This window comes from Bradyrhizobium sp. 149 (assembly GCF_023073915.1).
Classification (GTDB): domain Bacteria; phylum Pseudomonadota; class Alphaproteobacteria; order Rhizobiales; family Xanthobacteraceae; genus Bradyrhizobium.
On the sequence record NZ_JADPKK010000022.1, the window covers coordinates 1,900,666 to 1,926,827 of the forward strand.

Below are 26,162 nucleotides of genomic sequence, written 5' to 3' on the forward strand. Positions count from 1 at the left end.
ACATTGGAGGAAGTTCACCCTATTCCTTCGCCACCACCGGCACCTGGCGGAATTTTGCGCGCACCGAGTCGGGCAGCGGAGAGAAGTTCATCGCCACGCCGCGGCGGTCGTTGGCATTGCGGCTGGCGACCACCAGGCCATCGGCACCCGCGACGATGTCGCCCTTGCGCAAGGTGGGATCGTCGTCGACCTTGACCTGGGCGAGCCCGGCCGGATCTTTGCCGTTGCAGGTGCAGCCTGCAACGATCTCGTTGCGGTAACGGAAGGCGTTGGGCAGGTCGGAATAGGATTTACCCTTGTCCGTCGTGGCGTCGTCGATATTGCTGCCATAGACCAGCGAGGTTTCCGAGGTCGGGCAGAAGCTCTTGCAGGACTGCGCCTTGCTCTCGGCATCGTTTCCCTGCGCCGGGAAATAACGTCCGTCGCAGCCGCGCACGCAATAGGCCGTGCCGCCGCCATAGGAGGCCCGCTGGCGCGGCGTGTCGTAGCGCGGCGTGTCATCGGTCTGGAACGGCATGCGAATTTCCGGCGCCGCCCGCCCGCGAAAGCCGCCAAACAGCGCCGAGAAGAAGTCCTCCGCATGCGCCGATGGCGTAACCGCGAGGCCGAAGGAGGCGACGGCGAATAATGCCGCCGCGCCACCGGCGAGTTTGCCGATCGAACGTCTCTTCATGTGACCTCACTCGACTCTCAGTTTACGGCCGACGTGGAAATGTTCAGCGCCTGCCGGCCCGAGGGCAGCGCCGTCACGGCCGGACGCTTGCGCATGGGATCGCTGCCTTTCGCCATCAGCGGCGCGTTCTTCGGCAGAACTACGACCTTGGCGCCGACATTGACGCGGCTGAACAGGTCGGTGACGTCCTCGTTGGTCATGCGGATGCAGCCGGACGAGACGAACTTGCCGATTGTGGTGGGATCGTTGGTGCCGTGGATGCGATATTCGCTCGAACCGAGATACATCGCGCGCGCGCCGAGCGGATTGCCGGGGCCGCCGGCGACGAAGCGCGGCAGATAGGGCTGGCGCGCGATCATCTCCGCCGGCGGATGCCAGTCCGGCCATTCCGCCTTGCGGCTGACGGTCTGCACGCCGGACCAGGTGAAGCCCTCGCGGCCGACACCGACGCCATAACGGATGGCGCGGCCTTGGCCGAGCACGTAATAGAGATAAGTGTTGTTGGTATCGATGACGATGGTACCGGCCGGCTCGCTCCGGTCGAAGCTGACAATCTGCTTGCGCAGGCGATCGGGCAGCGCGGCATCCTCGTCGGAGGCCTGCGACTCCTGACTCGTATAGCCCGGGCTTCCATAGCCCCGGTTTGCATAAGCCTGGCTTGCATAAGGCTGCGAAGAGCCCTGATCCTGCGGGTAGGTCTGATCGTGGGAATAGGTATAACCCAGCGTCTGCGCGCTTGCGGCGCCGAACGGCATTGCCAGCAGAGCGGAGGCAAACGCGGTGATGCGACGCGGCGAAAACCGTCGTCGAGCTGCAGAGAACTTCGTCATGTGCTGCCCCGTTGGATGCCTGCATCAGGGTGATGCGCTGGTCCAGTCAACGCGGTCGCGCCGATACAAGTTCCGCGGCCGGACGCAGCAGCCAAGTCACAGTCAAGCGAGCGTTTCTTCACGAAGCCGCGATGGAACCCGCAGGGCGTCTGGACGTTCTCCCCTCGTCATGGGCGCGCGACCGCAGGCTCCGTGCCGGAGAGGTATTGTGCGCGTCCTTCCCAATGAACGTATGACTCCCGGCAACAGCGAGGGCACTCCGCTTCCCGAGAGCCACGGCGAACTTCCACCGGTGATCCGGCGCAGCGAGTTCGTCGCCTTCTCGCTGGCCGGACTGCTCCTCATCGCGGTCGTCGCCGTGCTCTACGTCGGAAAGGCGTTCTTCCTGCCTGTCGTAATGGCTTTCGTCACCGGCACGATGCTGTCGCCGGCGGCAACCTTCCTGGAGCAGCGGAAAGTGCCGCGCGGGCTCGCCGCGGCCTTGATCGTGATCGCGGTGACCGCCGTCGTCGGTTTCCTCGTCGCGCTGATCGCCTCACCGGTGATGGAATGGAGCTCGCGCCTGCCCGAACTCGGCGCGAAATTGAAAGACAAGCTGCATGTGTTCGACCGCCCGCTGGCGCTGTGGCGGGAGCTGCAAACCATGGTCGGCGGCTCGGATGGGCTGCCGAGCTTTCAGATGCCGAAATTCGAATGGGTGCAGCCAACGCTGGAATTCTTGTCGCCGACCTTCACCGAATTCCTGCTGTTCTTCGTCACCCTCATCCTGTTCATCGCGAGCTGGCGCGACCTCCGCCGCGCGATGATCATGACCTTCAGCGATCACGACGCACGGCTGCGCACGCTTCGTATCCTTAACGAGATCGAGGTCCATCTCGGCAACTATCTTCTGACCGTGACTCTCATCAATGTCGGCGTCGGCGTTGGCACGGGCCTGGTCTGCGCGCTCACCGGCATGCCCAATCCTGCCGGCCTCGGCGCCCTCGCGGCCACCCTCAACTTCATCCCGATCATCGGGCCGGTGGCGATGTTCGTCGTTCTGGTCGTGGTCGGACTGGTCAGTTTCCCGACTATCGGGGGTGGTCTGATGGCGGCGCTGGCCTTTGGCGGCCTCACCTTCCTGGAGGGGCACTTCGTCACGCCGACCATCATCGGCCGGCGGCTGGAGCTCAATGCGCTTGCCGTTCTGTTGGCGCTGGCATTCTGGACCTGGCTGTGGGGCCCGATGGGCGCGTTCCTGTCGTCGCCGCTCCTGATCGTCGCGCTGATCCTGAAGGAGCATCTGCTGCCGGCGGATTCGCCGCAGCTCCCGCAAGCTTGACGGGTTTCCGTGAACGGAACTTCCCCGGCGACGAAACGTTTTCCGGCTATCTCAGCCGTCAACAGTTCGGAGCTCCTGATGTCCACGACCAATGCGGAAGCCGGGATGAGAGACTGGACCGACAAAGCCACCAGAGAACGCCTCGAGAAGGATGTAGCAGCCGTGAAAAGCGATATCGCCGCCCTCACCGATCAGATCACCGACGCGCTCAATAATTTTGCCAACTCCTCCGGCAAGCAGGCCCGCCGCGGCTATCGCCAAGCGCGCGAGAACGTCGATTCCGCCATCGACGACATGTCGGAGCGCGGCAGCGCAATGATGGGCGCGGCACAGGAGGCCTACGGGTCGATCGAGGAGTCGCTCGAAGACGCGATCACGCAGCGGCCGCTCGCGACTGTCGGGCTTGCGCTTGGCATCGGCTTCCTGATCGGCGCCGCCTGGCGCCGCTGATGTCGCGAACGGATTTTAAGACGGCGGCGCTGCGGCGCCGCCGGTGTCGGCTTGTGGGGATTTGAGGAGCGAGGCATGTTTCAGCGCATCATCGACGGGATCAGTGCATCCACCGGAACGACTGTGCGGCTGACCTCGCTGGCAGCGGGCGCGGCGTTCGCGCTCTTCATCACCACGTGCTTCCTGTGCGCGGCGGCATTCATCTCGGTGCTGGAGAAATATGGTCCAGTGCAGGCCTGCCTCGCCGGTGCCGGTGTCTTCTTTCTGCTGACCCTGACCGCGGCGGTGAGCTATTGGGCCTACAAACGGGAGTCGCGCAAGCAGGCTCATATCGCGGCCGAGCGTGCCACGAAATCGGCGGCCTCGAGCATGCTCGCGGACCCCATGCTGCTCGCCACGGGACTCCAGATCGTTCGCGCCATCGGGATCAAGCGGCTGCTGCCGATCCTGGCGATCGGCGGCGTCGCCCTCGGAATCATCGCGAGCCGCGCCGGCGTACCCGACGAGACCTCGGCCGAACCTGCCGAGTAGCGTCCGCGCGGGTTAGAAAGTTTCGTCCCAAGTCCCGCGAGCGCATCTATCGGATTCGGAATGGCGGCGCGGTGTCAATTTGCGCCGTCCGGCGCGAATGCTCCCCACCATCACGCAAACGCTACTCGGATAGACAGGCGGTTGCCGCTAAAAGCAGCGCCCCTGATTCCAAAAGTCATTTTTTTCGATGAAACCGTCCGTCAAGGCGAACCTCGCCGCATTCAATCACGACCCCCGGCTCTATTTGACGCTCGGCATCGCCAACTGGTCGATATTCGTCGACCACATCCCGAACAACGTCGTCAATTTGCTGACGCTGCGAAACTTCGGCTTCAGCGGCGCCGCCGACCTGTTCGTGTTCGTGGCCGGCTATGGCATGGCCATCATTCATGGCAAGATCGCGCTGGAACGCGGTTACGTCGTCGCAGCGACGCGCATCTTCCAGCGCGTCTGGCGGCTCTACGCCGCCTATGTCGTTCTGTTCGTGATCTACATCGACAGCATCGCCTATGTCGCCTCGCAATCGATGGCGCCGGAGATCATCCACGAATACAACATCTCGGGCATCCTCGAGCATCCGCTGCGGATCCTGGTACGCGGACTGGTGCTTCAGGAAGAGCCGCTGAACCTCGATCTCCTGCAACTGATGATCCCGCTGATGGCCGTCCTTCCGTTCGCGCTGTGGGGGCTGTTGCGGCGTCCGAACCTGACGCTGGCGGCATCGGTCGCCCTGTACTTCGCGGCGCGCTGGTTCGACTGGAATTTCCGGGTCTATCCGGACCAGGAGTGGACCTTTAACCCGTTTTGCTGGCAGATGCTGATGGTGCTGGGCGGCTGGTTCGCCGTGACCGGTGCGTCCGGCCGCGCTCTGCACGGCCGTTCCTGGCTGCGCGTGCTTGCAGGCGCCTATCTCGTATTCGCGATGGCGATCACGCTGATGCGCCACTCGCCGGCGCTCGCTGCCTACTTGCCGGATATCGTGCTCGACACCATCACGCCGACCGACAAGGAAAACCTCGCACCCTATCGCGTGGTCCACTTCCTTGCGCTCGCTTTCCTCGCGACATATCTCGTCCCTGCCGATCATCCCGGCCTGCAATGGAGATCGCTACAGACGGTCATCAGATGCGGCGAGGAATGGCTCGCAGTGTTCTGCGTCGGCGTATTCCTGTCCTTCGCCGGCCATCTCATCCTGATCACCGGCGCCAATCTGGTGGTGATGCAGATCGCCGTGAGTCTGGCCGGCTTCGCCGCGATGGCCGCGGTCGCATATTACATCGCCTGGTCGAAGCGGCAGGACCTGCCCGCCGCCTTGCGGCGGCAGGCCTAGCCCGGCCCCCTCCGATTCCACTAGGCCGGCCATCACGGCTGCGCTATGCGGAACGGGAGCGGATTGCGCGGGGAGGCCGGGCGTGGTGATGGCGAATGGCGGGGGTGAGGGAGCCGACAGTGCGCCCCGGCGCGGCCGGCCAAGGTCGATCGAGACCACCAATGCCATTCTCCAAAGCGCCTATACGCTGATGGCCGCGACCGGCCTTGCCGCCACCACGATCGACGCGGTCGCGCGGCATTCCAGCGTCTCCAAGATGACGATCTACAAATGGTGGCCGTCCCGCGAAGCCTTGCTGATCGACGCCTTCCTTCACCACGCCGCGCAGATGCTGCCGCTGCCGCCCGCAAGCTCGGGCAGCCCCGCCGCGCGCGCACGCCGCCATGCCGCCGCCTATGCCGAAGCGCTCGAGGGCGAGTTCGGCAAGGTCCAGCTCGCCGTCATCTCCGAATGCATTTCAAAGACCGGCTCCGCCGAGCTGTTCTACGCCCGCTATCTGCAATTCCGGCGCGACGCACTGGTGGAGATGATCGCCGCAGGCCAGAACGACGGCAGCATTCTGGCGGAAGCGCTGCCCGAGGATCTCTACGACGCGATCTATGGCGGCCTGTTCTACCGCTACGTCTTCGGCATCGCGCCGATCACGCCGGCCTACGCGCGGAATCTGGTTGACCTCGTGCTGCGGCCGAAGAGCTAGAGCGTCTTCGAGCCAAATGGATACCGGTACGCGTGAAGCACACGTCAAGAATCCAGAGCTTCGGTTCTGATTCAATCAGAATCGATAATTACCGCGCCGGCCGGATCGGTGCTGAAAGCTTGTCGGTGCGGTCGCGCTCGGTCATGTCCTCGACCGTCTCCATCGGCGCGGTCAGCTCGTAGACATAGGAGACGTCGGTGAAATAGCGCTTGGCGGTGCCGCCGAGCGCCTCGGGCGCGACGCGGTCGAGCAGGATCAGGCCGAAATCGGAATCGGGGCGGCGCGTCGCCTCGCTGGTGTTGAACTCCTCCCAGCGGAAATGGAAGACCTCGCCGGCCCCTTCGCTCGTCACCGTCCAATTGGCGGTGATGTGCGGATGCTTGCCGACCAGCGACAGGCCCTCGTCGGAGTGCGAAGCGAGCTCGAAGAAGAGCAGCGACAGGCTCTGCGCCGCGCGCGCACTGACTGCGATATCAGGACCGGTGACGGCGATGCGGTCGGCGTGCGGGATGGCGCGCGCCTCGAACAGGCCCTTCAGCTTGACGCCCTGCCACTGGCTCTCGCTGAGCAGCGAGACAACGTTGGACATGGCGTGGATGCGACCGATCAGGAGTTCGCGCGCGACGTCCATGTCGGCACCGTGGCGCAGCGTGCGGGTCACGATCGACTGGATCACCGCCAGGATGTTCTTGACCCGGTGGTTGAGCTCGTCGATGACAGCTGTCAGCCGGCGCTCGAAGCCGATTCTGACCTGGATTTCCCGGCTGAGCCGCAGATTGTTGTAGGCGACATAGCCGAACAGGCCGCACACCATCGCGGTGATCGCAAAGCCGATCGCCGCCACGATGATCGCAGTCTGCTCGGCGCGACGCGCCGAGTTGGTCTTGGCGTAATAGCCGAGCTGCCAGTCGCGACCACCGAAGCTCACCGTGCGCGTCGCCGAGGGTGCCGGCCCGTCAGCCGCCGTCGTGCGGGCCGAGACCACGCCTTGATCATTGGCAACGAGCTCGCCACCCTCCCTGCGCGGATCCTTCAGCGCGACCGCGAACAACGACATGTCGTCGTTGGTCAGCATCAGGGAGGAGAGTTCGTAGGAAAATGTGATGAAGCCCGCCGGCTCCGTCGCGCCCTCGGGGATGACGGGAGCGGCCACGATGATTCCGATCGGCCCGCCGCCGCGCAGAAGAGCAACCGGTTCTGAGGCAACCGACCTCTTCTCCACTCTGGCGCGCGCCAGCATGGCACTGCGCACCTGATCCTGGTCGTAGCTGCGGCCGGGCAGCGCCTTGGTCTCGTTGCTGCGCGGCTCGAGATCCATCAGCACGTCGACCGGCTGGGTGACGTCAGCCGGATCGATCGGCTTGTCGTCATAGGTGCGGATCCGCGGATTGGGGAAGCCGGCGCTCGCGATGGCCGCCTGCGCTGCGGCAAGCTCGTTCGGCTTCAGGCGGGCGACCCAGCCCGCCACCACGAAATCGGTTTTGAAGGCGTAGATGGCCGAGCGCAGCGGCTCGAGCATGTTCGGCTTGAGCACCGACGGCGCCCGGAACAGGCCGGAGGCAACCCGCGCGAGCAGTTCGCGCTCGGTGAGCCGGTCCTGGACCAAGCTTGCATGGACGTCGATTGCGCGCGCCAGCGCGATCCGGTCCAGCGCCAGTTCCTGGTCGTGAACGCGATAGGCCGCAAGCCCGGAGAGCAGGGCTCCGAGCAGGGCGATGAAGCCGATGATGAAACCCAGCCGGACCACGCGACTACTCAGGCGAAAGCAGGAGGTCGGCAATAAACACGGAGCATATGGACGCCGCTCGAACGGGCACGTGCCGAAACAGGGTGAACCCCAATGGCCGAGATAATGGAGGAGGAGGCATCAGTACGCAACTTGGGTCGCCTGAAAAGCTTAATCCGCCCGGGCGACGGTCCGGCGGGGATGGATTTGCTCCGGGTACCGGAGGTAGTTAATTGCCGTGACCGAAATTTGTTCCGCGGATGCGGCTCCGCCCAGGGCGTCAAAGGGAGAAACGCCTGTTTTAAGTGGTCACGCCGGTCAGCTGGCCCGTTTCAAGCCGCCTTTGGTCTCGATGAAGCCGATGATGCGGTCGAGCCCCTGGCTCTTCTTCAGGTTGGTCATGACGAACGGCCGCTCGCCGCGCATGCGCTTGGCGTCCGTCTCCATCTTTTCCAGGGAGGCGCCGACATGGGGCGCTAGGTCGATCTTGTTGATGACAAGGAGGTCGGACCTGGTGATGCCGGGGCCGCCCTTGGACGGGATCTTGTCGCCGGCTGCCACGTCGATGACGTAAATGGTGAGGTCGGCGAGCTCCGGGGAAAAAGTGGCAGCGAGGTTGTCACCGCCGGATTCGATCAGCACGAGATCGAGCCCGGGAAACTTGGCCCGCATGTCCGCTACCGCGGCGAGATTCATCGAGGCGTCCTCGCGGATCGCGGTGTGCGGGCAGCCGCCGGTCTCGACCCCTGCAATGCGGTCCGGCGTCAGCGAGCCCGAGCGCACAAGAAATTCCGCATCCCATTTGGTGTAGATGTCGTTGGTGATCGCGGCGATGTCGTAGCGCTCGCGCATGGTCTTGCAGAGCAGGTCCATCAGCGCGGTCTTGCCCGATCCGACCGGACCGCCGATGCCGACACGCAAGGGGCCGTGAGACGTAGCCATTGATTTCTTTCCTATCGTCGCCCTGGTCATCGTGCTGGCGATTGCGGGGTGTACTGGCCCGCAATCATGATCTGAACAGCCGTGTATATTGCGTCTCGTGCCGCAGGCTGGCGAGGTCGGCGCGAAACGTCGCGCCGCCGAGATCGTCCAACGTCGCATTCAGCGCACGATTCGCAGTCGCGGCGACCGCGGCTTCCAGCCTCACCAGCACGCGCTGGCTGTCGGTCTGGCCAAGCGGAATGAGCCGGCTGGCCGCGGAAATCCAGTTCGAGACCAGCGCATGCAGGAAGGCGTGCAGCGTCGGCGCCAGCGGCACGCCGTGTACCGCAGCGACCACGCCAACGGCGACGGGATAGACCAGCGGCGTACGGCATGCCGCGACCATGGCATCCAGGCCGTCGGCATCCCACGCGGCGCGGGCGATGTCGATGAAGGCACGGCCCTGCGAAGTCGTCTCCAGCTGCCGCTCGCGCGACGGCACGAAGGCCGCGGCGAGCTCGGCGATATCGCTCAAGGTGTCGCCCTCGCCCATGTCAGTGGCGCGATGGGCGTGGACCACAAACGTCGCGTCGCAGAAGCCCGAGCCATCGCGGAGCATCGCATCGAGCCAGTCCGCCAGCGACGCGGCGTCGGTGATGTCGCCGGCCTCGACCGCCCATTCGAGGCCGCTGGAGTAGGAAAAGCCCCCGACGGGAAACGCCGGCGACAGCCACGTCATCAGCCGGTACAGCGCCGCCGCCTCGCGCTCCGCGAGATCGCCGGCGCTGACCGGCTCATTTGTGGTCATGAGCATGCTTGTGGCCGTGGTGATGGTCGGGGTGATCGCAATGCTCGTCGTGGTGGTGGTCGTGACCGTGGTCATGCGCGGCATGATCGTGGTGATGATCATGACCGTGATGATCATGGCCATGATCGTGACGTCCGTGATCGTGATGCGCGTGGTCGTCGTGTCCATGCGCATGACCGGCATCGGCATAGGCGCCGCCCTCGGGATCGAACGGCGCCTCGATCTCGATCACGCGCGCACCGAGGCCCTTCACCATGGCTTCGATGACGTGGTCGCGGCGGATGCGCAGGCCTTTGGCCATGATCTGCGTCGGCAGATGGCGATTGCCGAGATGCCAGGCGACGCGGATGAGGTGGTGCGGATCGTGGCCGCGGATCTCGAGCAGCGGCTCGGGTGCGGCAACCACCTCGACCAGCCGGCCGTCCTCCAGCACCAGCGCATCGCCGCCGCGTAGCGCGACGGCATTCTCCAGGTCGAGCAGGAACTCGAGCCCCCGCGTCCCTGTCATCGCCATGCGGCGGCGGTGCCGATCGTCGAAATCGAGCACGACCGTATCCGCCGCCGCTTCCGTGAAGCGGTGTTGTCCCCTGACCTGCGTCGCCCGGATCATGCGCTTTTACCCCGTTACCGTGTCTCGACCTTCTCGGGCGTGATCACTTCGATCTTCGGCGGTGCCGTAAAACACTTCACCGCGACACGGCCAAATGTCTTCATGTGCTCCTGGCCGCGATGCGGCACCAGCGCCTCGGCGTTCTCCCACTGCTCGACGAACACCATCTTGGCGGGATCGGTGACGCTCTCATGCAGATCATAGGCGATATTGCCAGGCTCTTTCCGCGTCTCCTTGATGCAGGCGGTGGCAGCTGCAATGAATTCGGCGCGTGTTTCGGGCTTGATGGTCAAGGTGGCGACGACGTAGATCACGAGAAATCCTCCCGGCTTTTCTTCTGGGCTTCAGATGCCGGGCGCGACCTTAGACCAGGCGGGATCGAACGCAAAACCCGAAAAGCTGCCGCCGGATGCGCCGGAGACATGCGCGGCGCTATTTCAGTACATGAAATATCGCTGTGCCATCGGCAGCACCTCGGCGGGGGGGCAGGTCAAAAGCTCGCCGTCGGCCCGGACCTCATAGGTCTCCGGATCGACCTCGATATTGGGCGTGGCGTCGTTGTGGATCATGCTCTTCTTCGAGATCCTGCCGCGGGTGTTCTGGACCGCATAGAGCTTCTTGTCGATGCCGAGCTTTCGGGCGAGGCCGCCGGCGATGGCGGCCTTCGAGGTGAACACCACCGAGGAAGCGGTGCGCGCCTTGCCGAAGGCGCCGAACATCGGCTGGTAATGCACCGGCTGCGGCGTCGGGATCGAGGCGTTGGGATCGCCCATCGGAGCGGCGACGATCATGCCGCCCTTGACGACGCAATCCGGCTTGACCCCGAAGAAGGCTGGCGACCACAGCACGAGATCGGCGAGCTTGCCCTTCTCCACCGAGCCGATCAGCTTCGAAACGCCATGCGCGATCGCGGGATTGATCGTGTATTTGGCAATGTAGCGCTTGACGCGAAAATTATCGTTGTCCTTGCCCTTGTCCTGCGGCAGCGAACCGCGCTGCTTCTTCATCTTGTCGGCGGTCTGCCAGGTCCGGATGATGACTTCGCCGAGGCGGCCCATGGCCTGGGAGTCCGAGGAGATCATGGAGAGCGCGCCGAGATCATGCAGGATGTCCTCGGCCGCGATGGTCTCCTTGCGGATGCGGCTTTCGGCGAACGCCAGATCTTCCGCGATCGAAGGATCGAGGTGGTGGCACACCATCAGCATGTCCAGATGCTCGTCGATGGTGTTGCGCGTGAAGGGCCGCGTCGGGTTGGTCGAGGACGGCAGCACGTTCTTCAGTCCTGCGACCTTGATGATATCAGGGGCGTGACCGCCGCCGGCGCCCTCGGTGTGGAAGGCGTGAATGGTGCGGCCCTTGAATGCCTTGATCGTGTCCTCGACGAAGCCGGATTCGTTCAGCGTGTCGGTGTGGATCATCACCTGGATGTCGTAGTCGTCCGCAACCGACAGGCAGGTGTCGATCGCAGCCGGCGTGGTGCCCCAGTCCTCGTGCAGCTTCAGCGCACAGGCGCCGGCCTTGATCATCTCGACCAGCGCGGCGGGCCGCGAGGCGTTGCCCTTGCCGGAAATGCCGAGATTGACCGGGAAGGCGTCGAACGACTGGATCATCCGCCCCATGTGCCACGGCCCCGGCGTGCAGGTGGTGGCGAAGGTGCCGTGCGAGGGACCGGTGCCGCCGCCCAGCATCGAGGTGACGCCAGACATCAGCGCGTGCTCGATCTGCTGCGGGCAGATGAAGTGGATGTGGCTATCGAAGCCGCCGGCGGTGAGGACCTTGCCCTCACCCGCGATCACGTCCGTACCGGGGCCGATGATGATGGTGACGCCCGGCTGGATGTCGGGATTGCCGGCCTTGCCGATACCGGCGATCATGCCGTCCTTGATCGCGACGTCGGCCTTCACGATGCCCCAGTGATCGACGATCAGCGCATTGGTGATGACGGTGTCCGCCGCGCCCTGCTTGTTGGTGACCTGCGACTGGCCCATGCCGTCGCGGATCACCTTGCCGCCGCCGAACTTCACCTCCTCGCCATAGGTGGTGAAATCCTTCTCGACCTCGATGACGAGATCAGTGTCGGCCAGCCGCACCTTGTCGCCGGTGGTCGGGCCGAACATGTCGGCATAGACGGAACGCTTTATTTTGACGGACATCACAAGCCCCGTTTGCGTTTGAATTTTGGATCGATGCTCACAGCGAGGCCCTCGCTGTGAGCACCATGTCGTCGAATGTCGTATCGAGCCATTGATTGCCGCCGCGGCAGCCCGCCACCACCTGTTCGGCCCAGCCGCTGTAGTCGGCGAGGTCGTCGCGCTCTTCAGTGGTCGGATCGGGATGAATCCGGGCGCCAATGTTGCTGATCTTGTCGGCGATCTTGATCAGCCTGGCCCCGGCCGACTTCTTCGGCGCATCAATCACCTGCTGACGCCATCGCTCGTCCTTCGGCAGGTTCATGTCGTCGGTGCACTCGACCACAAGGGACGCGACTCGATCGGAGAACTTTTGCGCGAGCTCCTCGCGCGTGGTGTCGGTGTCCTCGATCGAATCATGCAGCCAGCCGGCTGCAACGAGCTCGGCGTCGGCACCATCGGTCGCCGTCGCAAGCATGTTCGCGACCTCGGCAAGGTGGTTGATGTAAGGGTCTTGACCGCGGCCCTTGCGCGCCATCCCGTTGTGGCGGCGCGCGGCTAGCTCGGCGGCTTCGGAGATGAGGCGGACGGGTGACAGCATGGCAAAGACCTCCGTTTTCGCCTCAACCGTGCCGCGCCGCACTCGTTCCTGTGGAGCTCACAGCTTCCCCATGACGTCGCCGCGGAAGCCGTAGATGGTCCTCTTCCCGGCCACCGCGACGAGCTGGACCTCGCGGGTCTGGCCCGGCTCGAAGCGAACGGCCGTGCCGGCAGCAATGTCGAGGCGCATGCCGCGAGCCTTCTTGCGGTCGAACTTCAGCGCCGGATTGGTCTCGAAGAAGTGGTAGTGCGAGCCGACCTGGATCGGGCGGTCGCCGGTGTTGGCAACGGTCAGCTTCACGGTCTTGCGGCCGGCATTGAGCTCGATCTCGCCGTTCTGGATGAAGAGTTCGCCGGGAATCATGTTGCGCTCCTACCTGATCGGCTCGTGCACGGTGACGAGCTTGGTGCCGTCCGGAAAGGTCGCCTCGACCTGGATGTCGTGGATCATCTCTGGGATCCCCGGCATCACCTGGTCGCGTGTGAGGACCTGCGCGCCGGATTGCATCAGCTCGGCGACGGTGCGGCCATCGCGCGCGCCTTCGAGGATGAAATCGGAAATGAGCGCGATCGCCTCGGGATGGTTGAGCTTGACGCCGCGATCCAGCCGGCGGCGGGCCACGATGGCCGCCATCGAGATCAGAAGCTTATCCTTTTCGCGGGGAGACAGGTTCATACGAAATCTCTTAGGTTCACATCGTCAATTCAGCGAGGCGGTCAGTTCAGCCAGAGGCGCGGCAGCGCCGTGCCGGTGCGCGCCAGCACGGCCATCATGTCGGCGCGCAGGCGCGCCGCATCATGGGCACAGAACCGCGCCATTGCAAAGCCATTCCAGGCGGAGATCCCGACCTCGCCGGCGAAGGATTCCGAGGCCTGGCGGAGACACTCGATCAGGGCCTCGTCGCCGGGCACGATCAGCGCCGTGCCGATCGCGGCGCCGCCCTTCGCCACCGCCGATCGCGCAAGCTTTGCGCCGATATTGCCGTCGAGCCTGACGGTCTCGGCGAATACCAGCGTGCCGCCGCGACGCAACCGCCAGCGGTCGACGAACTCACCCTGCTCCATCCGTTCGCCCATCGCGGTACGGCCGAACACGACAATCTCGCACAGCAGGAGCGAGGCACTCGCATCGAGGTCTATGTCGAAGCGCCGATGGACTCGCGCCCGGTCGAACAGAATCGTCTCCTGCGGCAGCCAGCCGAGATGTGCGCGTGCGGCAACCTTCAGCGCGATGTTGAGCTCTGCCGCCTGCCCCGGCGCGCGGTAGACCTTTTCCGCGGCCGCCGTCGTCAGCGTCAGCTTCGAACTATCCGCGGCCGCGATCTCGATGTCGAAGCGGTCGCCGCCGGCGACGCCGCCGGCCGTGTTGACGAACACGCCGGAGAGACCCTCGTCCTCCGGCGAAGGGAAGCGCACGCGCAGGGAGCCGGACTCGTGCAAGGTCCCGCGCCGCGTTACGCCGTCACGTGCATGGACGTCGAAGCGCACCGCGCCGCGGGCACGGTTGGCTTCGAACACCGAAGATGTCGCTGAAACGTCGCTGCGCATCCGCCTCCCCAGCCGGTCGCGGCAGAATGGCCTATAGCGCCATCTGGCGGCTGATTTCGCTCGCGTCGAGATTGGAGCGGTCGCAGGTGAACTTCACCGCGCCGCGATCCATCACCGCAAAACTGTCGCCGAGTTCGCAGGCAAAGTCGAGATATTGTTCGACCAGCACGATAGCGATGTTGCCGAGGTTGCGCAGGTACGAGATGGCGCGGCCGATGTCCTTGATGATCGAGGGCTGGATGCCCTCGGTCGGCTCGTCGAGCAGCAGCAGTTTCGGCCGCATCACCAGCGCGCGGCCGATCGCGAGCTGTTGCTGCTGGCCGCCGGAGAGATCGCCGCCGCGCCGGCCGAGCATGGATTGCAACACCGGGAATAGCGAGAACACGTCGTCCGGAATGTGCCTGTCCTCGCGCCTGAGCGGGCCGAAGCCGGTCTTGAGATTCTCCTCGACCGTCAGAAGCGGAAAGATCTCGCGGCCCTGCGGCACGAAGCCGATGCCTTTTCGCGCGCGTTCATAGGGCTTCAGGCCGGTGATGTCGCTGCCGTCGAGCATGATCGCGCCCGAGGAGATCGGGTACTGCCCGACCATGGCGCGCAACAGCGAGGTCTTGCCGACTCCGTTACGCCCGAGCACGCAGGTGACCTTGCCAGGCTCGGCCGCGATCGACACGCCGCGCAGCGCCTGCGCCGCGCCGTAGAACAGGTTGATGTCCTTGACCTCAAGCATCGCTCAGCGCCCCAGATAAACTTCGATGACCCGCTCGTTGGACGAGACCTGGTCGATGGTGCCTTCCGCGAGCACGGTCCCCTCGTGCAGGCAAGTGACCTTGACGCCGAGCTCGCGCACGAACGTCATGTCGTGCTCGACCACCATCACGGTGTGGGTCTTGTTGATTTCCTTGAGCAGCTCGGCGGTGAGATGCGTCTCGACGTCGGTCATGCCAGCGACGGGCTCGTCGACGAGAAGCAATTTCGGATCCTGTGCGAGCAGCATGCCGATCTCGAGCCACTGCTTCTGACCGTGGCTGAGGCTGCCGGCGAGACGGTTGCGGGCATCGGTGAGGCGGATCGTCTCCAGCACCTTGTCGATCTGCTCGGACTCCGCCCGGCTGCCGCGCCAGAACAGCGTGCCCCTGACGCTGTGATCGACATTGAGAGCAAGCAGGAGGTTGTCCTGTACGGTCTGGCTCTCGAACACGGTCGGCTTCTGGAATTTGCGGCCGATGCCGAGCTCGGCGATGCGGGTCTCGTCCAGGCGTGTCAGGTCGGTGACACCGTCGAACAGCACCGTGCCTTCGTCAGGCCTGGTCTTGCCGGTGATGATGTCCATCATCGTGGTCTTGCCGGCGCCGTTCGGGCCGATGATGGCCCGCATCTCGCCGGGCTCCAGCGTGAGCGAGAGGTTGTTGATGGCGTGGAAGCCGTCGAACGAGACGTGCACGCCGTCGAGATACAGCATTGCGGAGGTCGCGCGGGTGTCCATGACGTTCATCGCGCTACTCCGCCATCTTGGGTTCGGTGACGCCATCTTCGGCCGCGGCGCTCGCAATGGTCGCGGCGGTGCGTTTTTCCTTCGACTGGTCCCACCAGGCGTTGAAGGTGCCGACGATGCCCTTGGGCAGCAGCAGCGTCACCAGGATGAACATGGCACCCAGCATGAACAGCCAGTAGGGCGCGAGCATGCCGGAGGTGAAGAACGTCTTTGCGTAGTTGACGACGACGGCGCCGAGCGCGGCGCCGACCAGCGTACCGCGGCCGCCGACCGCAACCCAGATCACCGCCTCGATCGAATTGCCCGGCGCGAATTCGCTCGGATTGATGATGCCGACCTGCGGCACATAGAGCGCGCCGGCGACGCCCGCCATGCAGGCCGACACCGTGAACACGAACAGCTTGTAGGATTCGACGCGGTAGCCGAGGAAGCGCGTGCGCGATTCCGCATCGCGCACGGCGATCAGCACCTTGCCGAGCTTGGACGAGACGATGGCGCGGCAGATCAGGAAGCCGGCGATCAGCGCCACGCAGCTCAGCGCGAACAGCGCAGCACGGGTGCCCTCGGCCTGCACGTTGAAGCCCAGAATGTCCTTGAAGTCGGTCATGCCATTGTTGCCGCCGAAGCCGAAATCGTTGCGGAAGAAGGCGAGCAGCAGTGCATAGGTCATCGCCTGCGTGATGATCGACAGATACACGCCCGTGACGCGGGAGCGGAAGGCGAGCCAGCCGAAGCAGAAGGCGAGCAGGCCCGGTACGATCAGCACCATCAGCGCGGCAAACCAGAACATGTCGAAGCCGTACCAGTACCAAGGCAGCTTCGAATAGTTCAGGAACACCATGAAGTCCGGCAGGATCGGGTTGCCGTAGACGCCGCGGCTGCCGATCTGCCGCATCAGGTACATGCCCATCGCGTAGCCGCCGAGCGCGAAGAAGGCACCGTGGCCGAGCGAGAGGATGCCGCAATAGCCCCAGATCAGATCGATCGAGAGCGCCAGGATGGCGTAGCAGACATATTTGCCCCAGAGCGCGACGAGATAGGTCGGCACCTGCAGGAACGAGCCCGCGGGCAGCAGCAGGTTGGAGAGCGGGATGAGGATGCCGCAGGCCGCGACGACGGCAAGGAAGATCGTCGCGCCGCGGTCCAGCGATCGCGTCAGCATGTGAGGGGTCATGCTTCCACCGCACGGCCCTTGAGCGCGAACAGGCCGCGCGGCCGCTTTTGAATGAACAGGATGATGAGAACGAGGATGGCGATCTTGCCGAGCACGGCGCCGGCGACCGGCTCCAGGAATTTATTGGCGATGCCGAGCGTGAAGGCGCCGACCAGCGTGCCCCAGAGATTGCCGACCCCGCCGAACACCACGACCATGAAGCTGTCGATGATGTAGCTCTGGCCGAGATTGGGGCTGACATTGTCGATCTGCGACAGCGCCACGCCGGCGATGCCGGCAATGCCCGAGCCGAGGCCGAAGGTCAGCGCGTCGACGCGCGAGGTGGCGATGCCCATCGAAGCCGCCATGCGGCGGTTCTGCGTCACCGCGCGCATCTCGAGCCCGAGCGCGGTGTAACGCAGCATCGCGAGCAGGATCGCGAACACCGCAAGCGTGAACACAAGAATCCAGAGCCGGTTATAGGTGATGGTGATCTGGCCGAGCTCGAACGCGCCGCTCATCCAGGAGGGGTTGCCGACCTCGCGATTGGTCGGCCCGAACATGGTGCGCACCGCCTGCTGGAGCACCAGCGAGAGGCCCCAGGTCGCGAGCAGCGTCTCCAGCGGGCGGCCATAGAGAAAGCGGATGATGCTGCGCTCGATCACGACGCCGAGCGCGCCGGCCACCAGGAAGGCGAGCGGCACCGCGATCAGCAGCGAGTAGTCGAACAGGCCGGGATAGCGGGTGCGGATCACCTCCTGCACCACAAAGGTGGTGTAGGCCCCGATCATCACCATCTCGCCATGGGCCATGTTGATGACGCCCATCACGCCGAAAGTGATGGCAAGCCCGATCGCGGCAAGCAGCAGCACCGAACCGAGCGAGAGGCCGTACCAGGCATTCTGCACCATAGACCAGACCGCGAGCGAACTCTGGATCGAGCCGATTGCGCTCGCGGCAGCCTTGGTCACCGAGGCCGGCTGGTCGCCCATGCCGGTGAGCAGCGCCATCGCTTCCTGGTCGCCGCGCGCCTTGATGGTGGCAACGGCTTCGAGCTTCTCGACTTCGGTTGCGTCGGACTTGAACAACAGGATCGCCGCGCGGGCGTCGCCCAGCGCAGCCTTGACAGATCGGTTGGTTTCCTTGGCGAGCGCGCCATCGACGGCTTCGAGCGACGTCTCCTCATGCGACTTGAAGACGGACTGCGCGGCCTGAAGCCGCGCTCCGATATCCGGTGACTGCAGCGTCAGGCTGCCGATCGCGGCATCGACGCTCCGGCGCAGGCGGTTGTTGAGGCGGACCGCGCTCGCACTGTCGGGCACGCTGGCCACCGCCTGACCAGTTGCCGCGTCGATCGACTTGCCGTCGGCGCCGGTGACGTAGACCTTCTTGCTGTCCGGATCGGCCATGAGCCGGCCGTCCTGGAGCGCGCTGATGATCGGAAAGGCCAGCCTATTGCCGCTGCTTGCGACCACGCCGATCGCCTCTTCCGTGTCGGAATAATCATCGTTGGCGAATTTGGCGACCGCATCCTCGAATGGACCGGCGAAGGCCGGCAGTGCGAACGCGATCAGAAGCAACGAGAGCAGGAGCGAACAGAGACGGGCGGACAAATTGGCTGGCACTGTGAAAGACCCCGGCAGAAAGGGCGGAGAAGGCGGCGGGATCGCCGCCTTCTCCGATCGTGCAATGGAGCGTCAGATCCGGATCAGGAGCCCGAACCGAGGCACTTGTTGGTCTTGGTGTTGAAGTTGCCGCACTTCTTGCCGACCCAGTCGCCGACCAGGTTCTTGGAGCCATCGAGCTCCTTCGACCAGGCGTCGCCTGCGACAAGACCGGGGGTCTTCCACACCACGTCGAACTGGCCGTTGGCTTTGATCTCGCCAATGAACACCGGCTTGGTGATGTGATGGTTCGGAAGCATCTTGGAGGTGCCGCCGGTCAGGTTCTTGGCTTCGATTCCCGGGAGCGCGTCGATCACCTTGTCCGGATCGGTCGACTTCACCTTCTCGACCGCCTTGACCCACATGTCGAAGCCGATCACGTGCGCTTCCATCGGATCGTTGGTCACGCGCTTCGGATTCTTGGTGTAGGTCTGCCACGCCTTGATGAACTTCTCGTTCTCCGGCGACTTGATCGACTGGAAGTAGTTCCAGGCAGCGAGATGGCCGAGCAGAGGCTTGGTGTCGATGCCGGCGAGTTCTTCCTCACCCACCGAGAACGCGACGACCGGGATGTCCTTCGCCTTGATACCCTGGTTGCCGAGCTCCTTGTAGAAGGGAACGTTGGCGTCGCCGTTGATGGTCGAGACCACCGCGGTCTTCTTGCCGGCCGAACCGAACTTCTTGATGTCGGCCACGATCGTCTGCCAGTCGGAATGACCGAACGGCGTGTAGTTGATCATGATGTCTTCCTGGGCGACACCCTTGGACTTCAGATAGGCTTCCAGGATCTTGTTGGTGGTGCGCGGATAGACGTAGTCGGTGCCCGCGAGCACCCAGCGCTTCACCTTCTCGTCCTTCATCAAATAGTCGACGGCGGGGATCGCCTGCTGGTTCGGCGCGGCACCGGTGTAGAAGACGTTGCGCTCGCTCTCCTCGCCCTCATACTGCACGGGGTAGAACAGGATGCTGTTCAGCTCCTTGAACACCGGGAGCACCGACTTGCGCGACACCGAGGTCCAGCAGCCGAACACGACCGAGACCTTGTCCTTGGTGATCAGCTCGCGCGCCTTCTCGGCGAACAGCGGCCAGTTCGAAGCGGGATCGACGACGACGGCTTCGAGCTTCTTGCCGTTGACGCCGCCCTTCTTGTTCTGCTCGTCGATCAGGAAGAGGATGGTGTCCTTCAGCGTGGTTTCGCTGATGGCCATGGTGCCGGAGAGGGAGTGAAGGACGCCGACCTTGATGGTGTCGTCCGCGGCCTTCGCGCCGGAAATGGAGGCCAGACCGAGCATCAGTCCGGCGGTCGCGGCGAGAACGCCACGGCGGCTAAATGGCGCCGCTATATCGTGAGTGGATTTGCTATGCATGAGTGTCTTGTCTCCCTGACGCAGACGTGAAAAACGCTGCGAAACGGCCCCACGGCCGCCTGCGATTAACGGATTCGCAAGAACCGTGCCATGGATCGGGCACCTGTCAAGCCATTGGTCTTACTTACAAAATCGACGGAAAACGAAGTTTCGGCACAGCCGGATAGCCTAAAGATTGTGCAGTTTGAATGTATGCGAAAGTGGCAGGCAGGTTATTTTCTGAGCAATTTCCACAATCTGACTAAATTTCCGGCATAACTAATTCAGCACCGCAATCGCCATTTGTGGTGAGCGTGTCTTGAAACCGCCCCTTCGATGTTCCATATGGAGGTCGAGGCCTCTTGCGAATCAAGAGACCGTTGCGAGCCGCGTGTTCTTAAGCCCTTTCGGGCGTCTGGCTTGCCCCATCTCACCAAGCCATCCGACACCCCAAACACGCAGGTGTCCCTTTGACACCCTTATTGCGCGTGCCCCGCTGACTGCGCCGGGCGCCTGCTTTCGACATGGAAAGAACCCCTCTTTTGACTTCCTTTCAGGATTTCGGCCTCGCCGAACCCATCGCACGTGCCCTCACCGAAGAGAACTACGTCACCCCCACCCCCATTCAGGTCCAGACGATCCCGACCGCGCTGACCGGCCGCGACGTCGTTGGTATCGCCCAGACAGGAACCGGCAAGACCGCGTCCTTCGCGCTGCCGATCCTGCACCGCCTGCTCGAGAACCGCATCAAGCCGCAGCCGAAGACGACGCGCGTCCTGGTGCTGTCGCCGACCCGCGAGCTGTCCGGCCAGATCCTCGACAGCTTCAACGCCTATGGCCGCCACATCCGCCTGTCCTCGACGCTCGCGATCGGCGGCGTGCCGATGGGCCGTCAGGTCCGCTCGCTGATGCAGGGCGTCGAGGTGCTGGTCGCCACTCCCGGCCGCCTGCTCGACCTCGTGCAGAGCAACGGACTGAAGCTCGGCAGCGTCGAATTCCTCGTGCTCGACGAGGCCGACCGCATGCTCGACATGGGCTTCATCAACGACATCCGCAAAATCGTCGCCAAGCTGCCGATCAAGCGGCAGACGCTGTTCTTCTCGGCCACCATGCCGAAGGACATCGCCGAACTGGCCGACGCCATGCTGCGCGACCCCGCCCGCGTCGCGGTGACCCCGGTCTCCTCGACGGTGGAGCGCATCCAGCAACGCATCATCCAGGTCGACTTCTCTTCCAAGCCCGCCTTACTGGCCAAGCTGCTGAAGGACGAGCCGGTCAACCGGGCCCTGGTCTTCACCCGCACCAAGCACGGCGCCGACAAGGTCGTAAAGACACTCGAGAAGGCGGGGATCCCCGCCAGCGCCATCCACGGCAACAAATCGCAGAATCATCGCGAACGGACGCTCGCTCTGTTCCGCTCTGGCGATATCCGCACCCTGGTCGCCACCGATATCGCCGCCCGCGGCATCGATGTCGACGGCATCACCCACGTCATCAATTTCGACCTGCCCAACGTGCCCGAGACCTACGTGCATCGCATCGGCCGCACCGCGCGCGCCGGCGCCGAGGGCACCGCGATCTCGCTGGTCGCAGGCGGCGAGGAACTCGCCTATCTCCGCGACATCGAGCGGCTGATCAAAGTGACGCTGCCGCGCGAAGACCACCGCACCGACGCTGGCCGCCGCGATGCGGGCCCTCCCCCGCAGCAGCAACGACAGGGCCGGCCAAGCCGCCCGGGCCAGCGTCCGCAAGGCGCACGGCACGGTGACGGACGGCGTGCCGACGAAAGGCATGCGGACGGGCGCCACCACAGTGCCGCCAAGCAGGGCGACGGAAGGCCCGGCGAGGGACGGCATGGCGATGCCAGGCATGTTGACGGAAGGCCCGGCAGTGGCCCGAAGGCTTCTCGTCGCAGCCGCTCCGGCGGCAAGGCGCATTCTTCGCCAACCGGCCGTCCGGAACAGCGTTCCGCGCATAGCGCCGGGGCGCCTGATGGGATACAAGGCGTTGCCTTTTTGCGCCGCGAGAGTCGGCCGAACGGCCAACCGAACCGCAAACCCCATTCGCACTAGCCGTCCACGACCTGGAGAAATTCATGGCTAAGGAAGAGCTGATCCAGTTCGAAGGACTGGTCACCGAAATCCTCCCCGACGCGCGCTACCGCGTGCAGCTCGACGCCGGACACGAGATCGTCGCCTACACCGCCGGCAAGATGAAGAAGAACCGCATCAAGACTCTGGCGGGCGACCGCGTGACGGTGGAGATGTCGCCCTATGACCTCGAAAAGGGCCGGCTGATTTTCCGCCACAAGGACGAACGTCCGAGCGGGATGGGCGGGCCTCCGCGTCCCGGACAGCGCGGCGGCCAGTTCCGGCGCCGCTAATAGGGCTCAGCGCGCGAGCGCGGACCCAGAATTCTGACCTTATGCTGATCCGCCGTGATGTCACGGCGGATCAAAAAATCGTGCATGTCAGGATTGTTATGGGGCCTTGTTTCCAGTAAAATCAGATCATCGATTTTCGGCCGGACGACATTAGCATCCACCGGTACAGCCGGTTCAGACACGCTGACGACCCTTCCAAAATTCGATCTAACCTGCCTGCGCGAGCGGGCTCTTACATTGTGTTATCTGAGAAGGGACTACCCCCATGAGCATGGGAACCGTGAAGTGGTTTAACGCGACCAAAGGCTTCGGCTTCATCCAGCCCGACGACGGCGGCCAGGACGTATTCGTCCACATCAGCGCCGTCGAGCGCGCTGGTCTCGGCACGCTGAACGAAGGCCAGAAGATCTCCTACGAGATCGTGGCCGACCGCCGTTCCGGCAAGTCGGCAGCGGACAACCTCCGCTCCGCCGGCTGAGCCTACCGCTTACGGCCCGATCGGCTCAAGCGAACAAGTCAAAAGAAAAGGCCGGGCGCGACGCCCGGCCTTTTTCATTCCAGAGCATTATCGGTTCTGATTGAATCAGAGGAGACATCGCTCAGCGTTATGCTCGACTTCAGGACGAATTTGACGGAAGGCGTGTACAGGTAACTCGCCTGGCTGAAGATGAGATAGGTCTTGGGGTCAAGAGCGCTGACGGAATCATCGAGGTGACCCGCGCGCCTGTCGGCAACGAAGCCGCGCACCGAGCAACGGGCCTTCTTCCAGATATTTGCAATCGCTCGCATCGTTCCGCTTAGATCCATTTATCAGGGAAAGGGTTCATTCTTGAAGCCGCGGTCGCCACAGCAGCCGCTTGTTGCTACACCCCATGTTGTAGCCGAGCCCAGTGACGATGAGCGGCCACCGATAGAACAGCCGCACCACGACGACCTGGCCGGACGTCCCGGCACTGTACTGCACGCCGGTCGGGTTGCAGCTGCAGGAATCGCCATAGCGACCCCGGCCGTTAGGGCTGCGTTAACCGCGAGCGACGCAGGGCATGGAGACGGCGACACGGAAAGAGAAACTCGCACGCGCGCGCGTCGGGCGGGGACTATCCTTGCCCGGCAACCCGCCAATCAATCTCGCTGGCTGGTCTTATTAGTTGGTCTTGGCGCCCGCACCGGCACTGCCGCTGGCCGTGCCGCTCAACGAGCCGGCCTGGCTCATCGCGCTGTTGAAGTAGGTGTCGCTGTCGCCGAGCGTCACGCGGCGCTGGCAAAGCGGCGCGCAGCTGTAGGACTCGCGCTCGATCCCGCGATAGACGGTGACGAGCCGATCGCTCGGACCTTCGACCTGGATCTGGCGGTCGACCAGGATCTCGCCGGCCCGGTCGAGCGCAATGAAATTGGTGGCGCCATAGCCCTTTCCGGTCACGACGATCATGCCGCCGGGCTGGAGCGTGACGTCGGCGATCAGGGGATTGCCGACCACGATGGTCGCCACCTTGCCGGGCAGCCGCACCAGCTTGGCCTGGTCGACATTGACGGCGATGGTATCGGCGGACTCGGCAACGCCGGCAGCGGGCGATGCCAGCGCCGCAGCCACAACCAGAAGACAGACGCGCGCATGACGGCGCAGCAATTGTTTACGCATACTCTTACCCCCGGGAGGTCACAAACCGGCAGAAGCGATCAGATAACAGCCGAGCCGGTGCCCGACCCGGCTAACCTGCCCTTAATTCGTGAACGTTCCGCAAATTCACCGACTATTGTTTGAACGGACTGACGTTTTTGCGGCCCAAGGACGCTAGCGGCGGAACGGAAAGGCAAGCTGCCCTCCGATCTCCCTCGGCATCGTGGCTTCGTCCTTGCCGTAGTCCTGCGGCAGTCTCCCCTCCGGCATGCGGAAGGTGCCGAACAGCACATCCCAGATCGGGAACGTGCCGGCAAAATTGGTCTCGCCGCCCTCGTCGAGCGAGGTGTGATGCCAGCGATGGAACACCGGCGTCGCCAGCAAATATTTGAACGGCCCGAAGGTCCAGTTCAGATTGGCGTGGACGAAGGCCGAATGGAAGGTCGTGAACGGGGCGAGCCAGACCATGGCGTTCGGCGAAATACCGGCCATCAGCAGCACGACGTCGACCGCGATCGTGCCGAGTACGAGATTGACGGGATGGAAGCGGGCCGCCGAAATCCAGCTTATCTCCTCCGAGGAGTGATGGATCGCGTGGTACTTCCAGAACCCGCCGCCGTGGAACAGCCGGTGCAGCCAGTACATCATGAAATCGGACAGGACCAGGAACAGCACGGCTTGGACCCAGAGCGGCAATAGCGACAGCGGACCATGGCCATTGTCGTAGAAGGCGATGAGTTCGTCGGCATCATGGATGTTGAAGACGAAGCTCGCGCCGACGATCAGAAGTCCGATCCGCGTGACGCGTGCGAACACCGGAACGACAAACCAGTAGCAGATGTCCGTGATGATCTCCCGCTTGCGCCACCAGGGCACGCCAGGATTGCAGGCCCAGACATGCTCGAGCCCGGTGAAGACCACCGCGAGCGCGAAGGTCGTGGGGATCACCTTCGCGATGGTCTCGCCGAACATCAAGGCGACTTCCATGGGCAGGCTCGACATCGTCGCCTCTCTTGCGAATTGCTGGTCCCGCCTACGCGTACTCCCCTAAATTTAAGGGACGGTGAAGCCGGTGCTGCGCTTGCAGCACATCCGGAACCGGGACGAATTACAGCTGGTGCCTTAAGGCGGAATTCACTCTGGCCCGCGGCAAGCGGGTTTGCCCGATCGAATTAACTCTACCGAAAGAGCTCGGATCTCATGGTCATCGCGTCAAGCACAACGCCGAACGAGGCGATCCCACCCCAGATGGAGTTTTGTTCATGAAGAACCTGATTGCGCGTTTCGCGAACGATGAATCCGGCGCCACCGCCATCGAATACGGTCTGATCGCCGCGGGCATCGCGCTGGCCATCATCACTGTCGTCAATAACTTGGGCGTCACGTTGAACGGCAAGTTCACCTCGATCTCCACCGGCCTCAAGTAAGCGACGGACGAACGACGGCAAAAGCCCCGGACCTCCGGGGTCTTTGTTTTTCTAGACGGCGAGTTCCAGTGGCGTTGAGCAAGTACAGAACCGATGCCGCGATCGCGGCGAACGAGGCGGAGGCGGCGCAGACCGGCTCGCCGGCCTACTGGGTCTGCCTTGCGCTGCTGCTTGCGACGGCCGCGCTCGCCGCGCGCATTGCCAGTCTCTGGTAAGCACGCTTTCGGCAGTTCAGCCCTTGGCGACCGCTGCCGCCGTTTTCGGTTTGTTTAGCACTGCCGGCTAGCATCCGGCGACGCCAGCTCCGCGGCAAACCCAGGCCTCAAGACGCAGCCCATGATCCTCGACCTTGCGCGCCTTCTGCTCTTCCCTGCCCTGATGGCATTTGCCGCCGCGAGCGATCTGTTCACGATGACGATCTCGAACCGCGTATCGCTGGCGCTGGTCGCCGCCTTTTTCGCGCTCGCTCTCGCCGGTGGCATGGCACCTTACGAGATGCTGAGCCATGTCGGCGCCGGCGCGCTTCTCCTGGTCGTGGCCTTTACCTGTTTTGCGATGGGTTGGGTCGGCGGCGGCGATGCCAAGGTCGCGGCCTCCGTCGCGCTCTGGTTCGGCTTCGCGCAGCTGATGAACTTCCTGCTCTACGCCTCGCTGTTCGGCGGGGCGCTGACGCTGCTCCTGCTCCAGTTCCGGCAATGGCCGCTGCCTTACGGGCTCGCGGGCCAGGCTTGGCTCGCGCGGCTGCACGCCAAGGAGAGCGGCATTCCCTACGGCATCGCGCTCGCACTGAGCGCGCTGATGGTCTACCCGGAGACCGAATGGGTGAAGGCGATCGACCTCACTCACCTCGCGTTGCGCTGAGCGCACCGGGTAAACCCGGCGTTAAGGCGATTTAGATACGCCTC

Annotated in this window: 31 protein-coding genes and 1 pseudogene; 11 read left to right on the forward strand and 21 right to left on the reverse strand. The window is 64.0% G+C overall.

Annotation, left to right across the window (positions count from 1 at the left end; genetic code table 11):
- Window positions 1-19: 19 nt before the first annotated feature.
- Window positions 20-673, reverse strand: coding sequence for a DUF2865 domain-containing protein (locus IVA88_RS26795; protein ID WP_247500141.1), 654 nt, complete (start codon window positions 671-673; stop codon window positions 20-22).
- A gap of 17 nt (window positions 674-690) precedes the next feature.
- Complete coding sequence (locus IVA88_RS26800) at window positions 691-1,503, reverse strand: L,D-transpeptidase (protein WP_247500142.1); 813 nt, start codon at window positions 1,501-1,503, stop codon at window positions 691-693.
- 208 nt (window positions 1,504-1,711) lie between these two features.
- Between IVA88_RS26800 and IVA88_RS26805 the strand changes: the two genes are divergently transcribed.
- From IVA88_RS26805 to IVA88_RS26825, 5 genes are all read left to right on the forward strand, one after another.
- Complete coding sequence (locus tag IVA88_RS26805; protein ID WP_247500143.1) at window positions 1,712-2,824, forward strand: AI-2E family transporter; 1,113 nt, start codon at window positions 1,712-1,714, stop codon at window positions 2,822-2,824.
- Window positions 2,825-2,902: 78 nt separating this feature from the next.
- Window positions 2,903-3,274 (forward strand): DUF883 family protein, encoded by a 372-nt coding sequence (locus tag IVA88_RS26810; protein WP_247500147.1) that lies wholly within the window; start codon window positions 2,903-2,905, stop codon window positions 3,272-3,274.
- Between the two features lie 75 nt (window positions 3,275-3,349).
- On the forward strand, window positions 3,350-3,805 hold the full coding sequence (locus tag IVA88_RS26815; protein ID WP_247500148.1) for a hypothetical protein: 456 nt from the start codon (window positions 3,350-3,352) through the stop codon (window positions 3,803-3,805).
- Between the two features lie 187 nt (window positions 3,806-3,992).
- Window positions 3,993-5,135 (forward strand): OpgC domain-containing protein, encoded by a 1,143-nt coding sequence (locus tag IVA88_RS26820; RefSeq protein ID WP_247500149.1) that lies wholly within the window; start codon window positions 3,993-3,995, stop codon window positions 5,133-5,135.
- Between the two features lie 88 nt (window positions 5,136-5,223).
- On the forward strand, window positions 5,224-5,832 hold the full coding sequence (locus IVA88_RS26825; RefSeq protein WP_247500421.1) for a TetR/AcrR family transcriptional regulator: 609 nt from the start codon (window positions 5,224-5,226) through the stop codon (window positions 5,830-5,832).
- A gap of 88 nt (window positions 5,833-5,920) precedes the next feature.
- On the opposite strand, the gene IVA88_RS26830 is transcribed toward IVA88_RS26825, so the two are convergent.
- From IVA88_RS26830 to urtA, 15 genes are all read right to left on the reverse strand, one after another.
- Window positions 5,921-7,579, reverse strand: coding sequence for an HWE histidine kinase domain-containing protein (locus IVA88_RS26830; RefSeq protein WP_247500150.1), 1,659 nt, complete (start codon window positions 7,577-7,579; stop codon window positions 5,921-5,923).
- 297 nt (window positions 7,580-7,876) lie between these two features.
- Complete coding sequence (ureG, locus tag IVA88_RS26835) at window positions 7,877-8,500, reverse strand: urease accessory protein UreG (RefSeq protein ID WP_247500151.1); 624 nt, start codon at window positions 8,498-8,500, stop codon at window positions 7,877-7,879.
- 64 nt (window positions 8,501-8,564) lie between these two features.
- The gene (locus IVA88_RS26840; RefSeq protein ID WP_247500422.1) at window positions 8,565-9,293 is read right to left on the reverse strand and encodes an urease accessory protein UreF; all 729 of its coding nucleotides are present in this window, start codon (window positions 9,291-9,293) and stop codon (window positions 8,565-8,567) included.
- A complete protein-coding gene (gene ureE / locus IVA88_RS26845) occupies window positions 9,274-9,897 on the reverse strand; it encodes an urease accessory protein UreE (protein WP_247500152.1) in 624 nt (207 codons plus the stop codon). Before ureE ends, IVA88_RS26840 begins: the two co-directional genes overlap by 20 nt.
- 14 nt (window positions 9,898-9,911) lie before the next feature.
- Complete coding sequence (locus IVA88_RS26850; RefSeq protein ID WP_247440139.1) at window positions 9,912-10,211, reverse strand: putative quinol monooxygenase; 300 nt, start codon at window positions 10,209-10,211, stop codon at window positions 9,912-9,914.
- Between the two features lie 123 nt (window positions 10,212-10,334).
- On the reverse strand, window positions 10,335-12,050 hold the full coding sequence (ureC, locus tag IVA88_RS26855; RefSeq protein ID WP_247500153.1) for an urease subunit alpha: 1,716 nt from the start codon (window positions 12,048-12,050) through the stop codon (window positions 10,335-10,337).
- A 37-nt stretch (window positions 12,051-12,087) separates the two neighbouring features.
- Complete coding sequence (locus IVA88_RS26860) at window positions 12,088-12,627, reverse strand: HD domain-containing protein (RefSeq protein WP_247500154.1); 540 nt, start codon at window positions 12,625-12,627, stop codon at window positions 12,088-12,090.
- A 57-nt stretch (window positions 12,628-12,684) separates the two neighbouring features.
- Entirely contained in the window at window positions 12,685-12,990 is a 306-nt protein-coding gene (locus IVA88_RS26865; RefSeq protein ID WP_247500155.1) for an urease subunit beta, read from the reverse strand.
- Between the two features lie 9 nt (window positions 12,991-12,999).
- Complete coding sequence (locus IVA88_RS26870) at window positions 13,000-13,302, reverse strand: urease subunit gamma (protein ID WP_018454667.1); 303 nt, start codon at window positions 13,300-13,302, stop codon at window positions 13,000-13,002.
- A gap of 41 nt (window positions 13,303-13,343) precedes the next feature.
- Window positions 13,344-14,174 carry an urease accessory protein UreD gene (locus tag IVA88_RS26875; RefSeq protein ID WP_247500156.1) on the reverse strand — a complete coding sequence of 277 codons (831 nt, stop codon included), beginning with the start codon at window positions 14,172-14,174 and terminating at the stop codon, window positions 13,344-13,346.
- A 31-nt stretch (window positions 14,175-14,205) separates the two neighbouring features.
- Complete coding sequence (gene urtE / locus IVA88_RS26880) at window positions 14,206-14,901, reverse strand: urea ABC transporter ATP-binding subunit UrtE (protein ID WP_247500157.1); 696 nt, start codon at window positions 14,899-14,901, stop codon at window positions 14,206-14,208.
- A gap of 3 nt (window positions 14,902-14,904) precedes the next feature.
- Window positions 14,905-15,666: an urea ABC transporter ATP-binding protein UrtD gene (gene urtD / locus IVA88_RS26885; RefSeq protein WP_247500158.1), complete on the reverse strand. Its 762-nt coding sequence runs from the start codon at window positions 15,664-15,666 to the stop codon at window positions 14,905-14,907.
- A gap of 4 nt (window positions 15,667-15,670) precedes the next feature.
- Window positions 15,671-16,840, reverse strand: a complete 1,170-nt coding sequence (gene urtC / locus IVA88_RS26890; protein ID WP_247500159.1) for an urea ABC transporter permease subunit UrtC — start codon at window positions 16,838-16,840, stop codon at window positions 15,671-15,673.
- Entirely contained in the window at window positions 16,837-18,444 is a 1,608-nt protein-coding gene (gene urtB, locus IVA88_RS26895) for an urea ABC transporter permease subunit UrtB (protein WP_247500160.1), read from the reverse strand. Before urtB ends, urtC begins: the two co-directional genes overlap by 4 nt.
- 83 nt (window positions 18,445-18,527) lie before the next feature.
- The gene (gene urtA, locus IVA88_RS26900; RefSeq protein ID WP_247500161.1) at window positions 18,528-19,850 is read right to left on the reverse strand and encodes an urea ABC transporter substrate-binding protein; all 1,323 of its coding nucleotides are present in this window, start codon (window positions 19,848-19,850) and stop codon (window positions 18,528-18,530) included.
- Window positions 19,851-20,353: 503 nt separating this feature from the next.
- Between urtA and IVA88_RS26905 the strand changes: the two genes are divergently transcribed.
- From IVA88_RS26905 to IVA88_RS26915, 3 genes are all read left to right on the forward strand, one after another.
- A complete protein-coding gene (locus IVA88_RS26905; protein WP_247500162.1) occupies window positions 20,354-21,901 on the forward strand; it encodes a DEAD/DEAH box helicase in 1,548 nt (515 codons plus the stop codon).
- A gap of 23 nt (window positions 21,902-21,924) precedes the next feature.
- The gene (infA, locus tag IVA88_RS26910) at window positions 21,925-22,212 is read left to right on the forward strand and encodes a translation initiation factor IF-1 (RefSeq protein ID WP_007599789.1); all 288 of its coding nucleotides are present in this window, start codon (window positions 21,925-21,927) and stop codon (window positions 22,210-22,212) included.
- A 265-nt stretch (window positions 22,213-22,477) separates the two neighbouring features.
- Window positions 22,478-22,690, forward strand: a complete 213-nt coding sequence (locus tag IVA88_RS26915) for a cold-shock protein (protein WP_247320093.1) — start codon at window positions 22,478-22,480, stop codon at window positions 22,688-22,690.
- A 74-nt stretch (window positions 22,691-22,764) separates the two neighbouring features.
- On the opposite strand, the gene IVA88_RS26920 is transcribed toward IVA88_RS26915, so the two are convergent.
- From IVA88_RS26920 to IVA88_RS26935, 4 genes and pseudogenes are all read right to left on the reverse strand, one after another.
- Window positions 22,765-23,001 carry a hypothetical protein gene (locus IVA88_RS26920; protein WP_247500163.1) on the reverse strand — a complete coding sequence of 79 codons (237 nt, stop codon included), beginning with the start codon at window positions 22,999-23,001 and terminating at the stop codon, window positions 22,765-22,767.
- 21 nt (window positions 23,002-23,022) lie between these two features.
- Window positions 23,023-23,209, reverse strand: a pseudogene (locus tag IVA88_RS26925) (pilus assembly protein); the annotation flags it as partial.
- A gap of 147 nt (window positions 23,210-23,356) precedes the next feature.
- Window positions 23,357-23,851: a pilus assembly protein N-terminal domain-containing protein gene (locus IVA88_RS26930; RefSeq protein WP_247500164.1), complete on the reverse strand. Its 495-nt coding sequence runs from the start codon at window positions 23,849-23,851 to the stop codon at window positions 23,357-23,359.
- Between the two features lie 153 nt (window positions 23,852-24,004).
- Window positions 24,005-24,832 (reverse strand): sterol desaturase family protein, encoded by an 828-nt coding sequence (locus IVA88_RS26935; RefSeq protein WP_247500165.1) that lies wholly within the window; start codon window positions 24,830-24,832, stop codon window positions 24,005-24,007.
- Window positions 24,833-25,092: 260 nt separating this feature from the next.
- Here IVA88_RS26935 and IVA88_RS26940 point away from each other — a divergent pair, with 260 nt between their 5' ends.
- The 3 genes from IVA88_RS26940 to IVA88_RS26950 all read left to right on the forward strand — a co-directional run bounded on the left by IVA88_RS26940 (window position 25,093) and on the right by IVA88_RS26950 (window position 26,118).
- A complete protein-coding gene (locus IVA88_RS26940; protein WP_247500166.1) occupies window positions 25,093-25,257 on the forward strand; it encodes a Flp family type IVb pilin in 165 nt (54 codons plus the stop codon).
- A 74-nt stretch (window positions 25,258-25,331) separates the two neighbouring features.
- The gene (locus tag IVA88_RS26945; RefSeq protein WP_247500431.1) at window positions 25,332-25,472 is read left to right on the forward strand and encodes a hypothetical protein; all 141 of its coding nucleotides are present in this window, start codon (window positions 25,332-25,334) and stop codon (window positions 25,470-25,472) included.
- A gap of 121 nt (window positions 25,473-25,593) precedes the next feature.
- Window positions 25,594-26,118: a prepilin peptidase gene (locus IVA88_RS26950; protein ID WP_247500167.1), complete on the forward strand. Its 525-nt coding sequence runs from the start codon at window positions 25,594-25,596 to the stop codon at window positions 26,116-26,118.
- Window positions 26,119-26,162 lie beyond the last annotated feature (44 nt).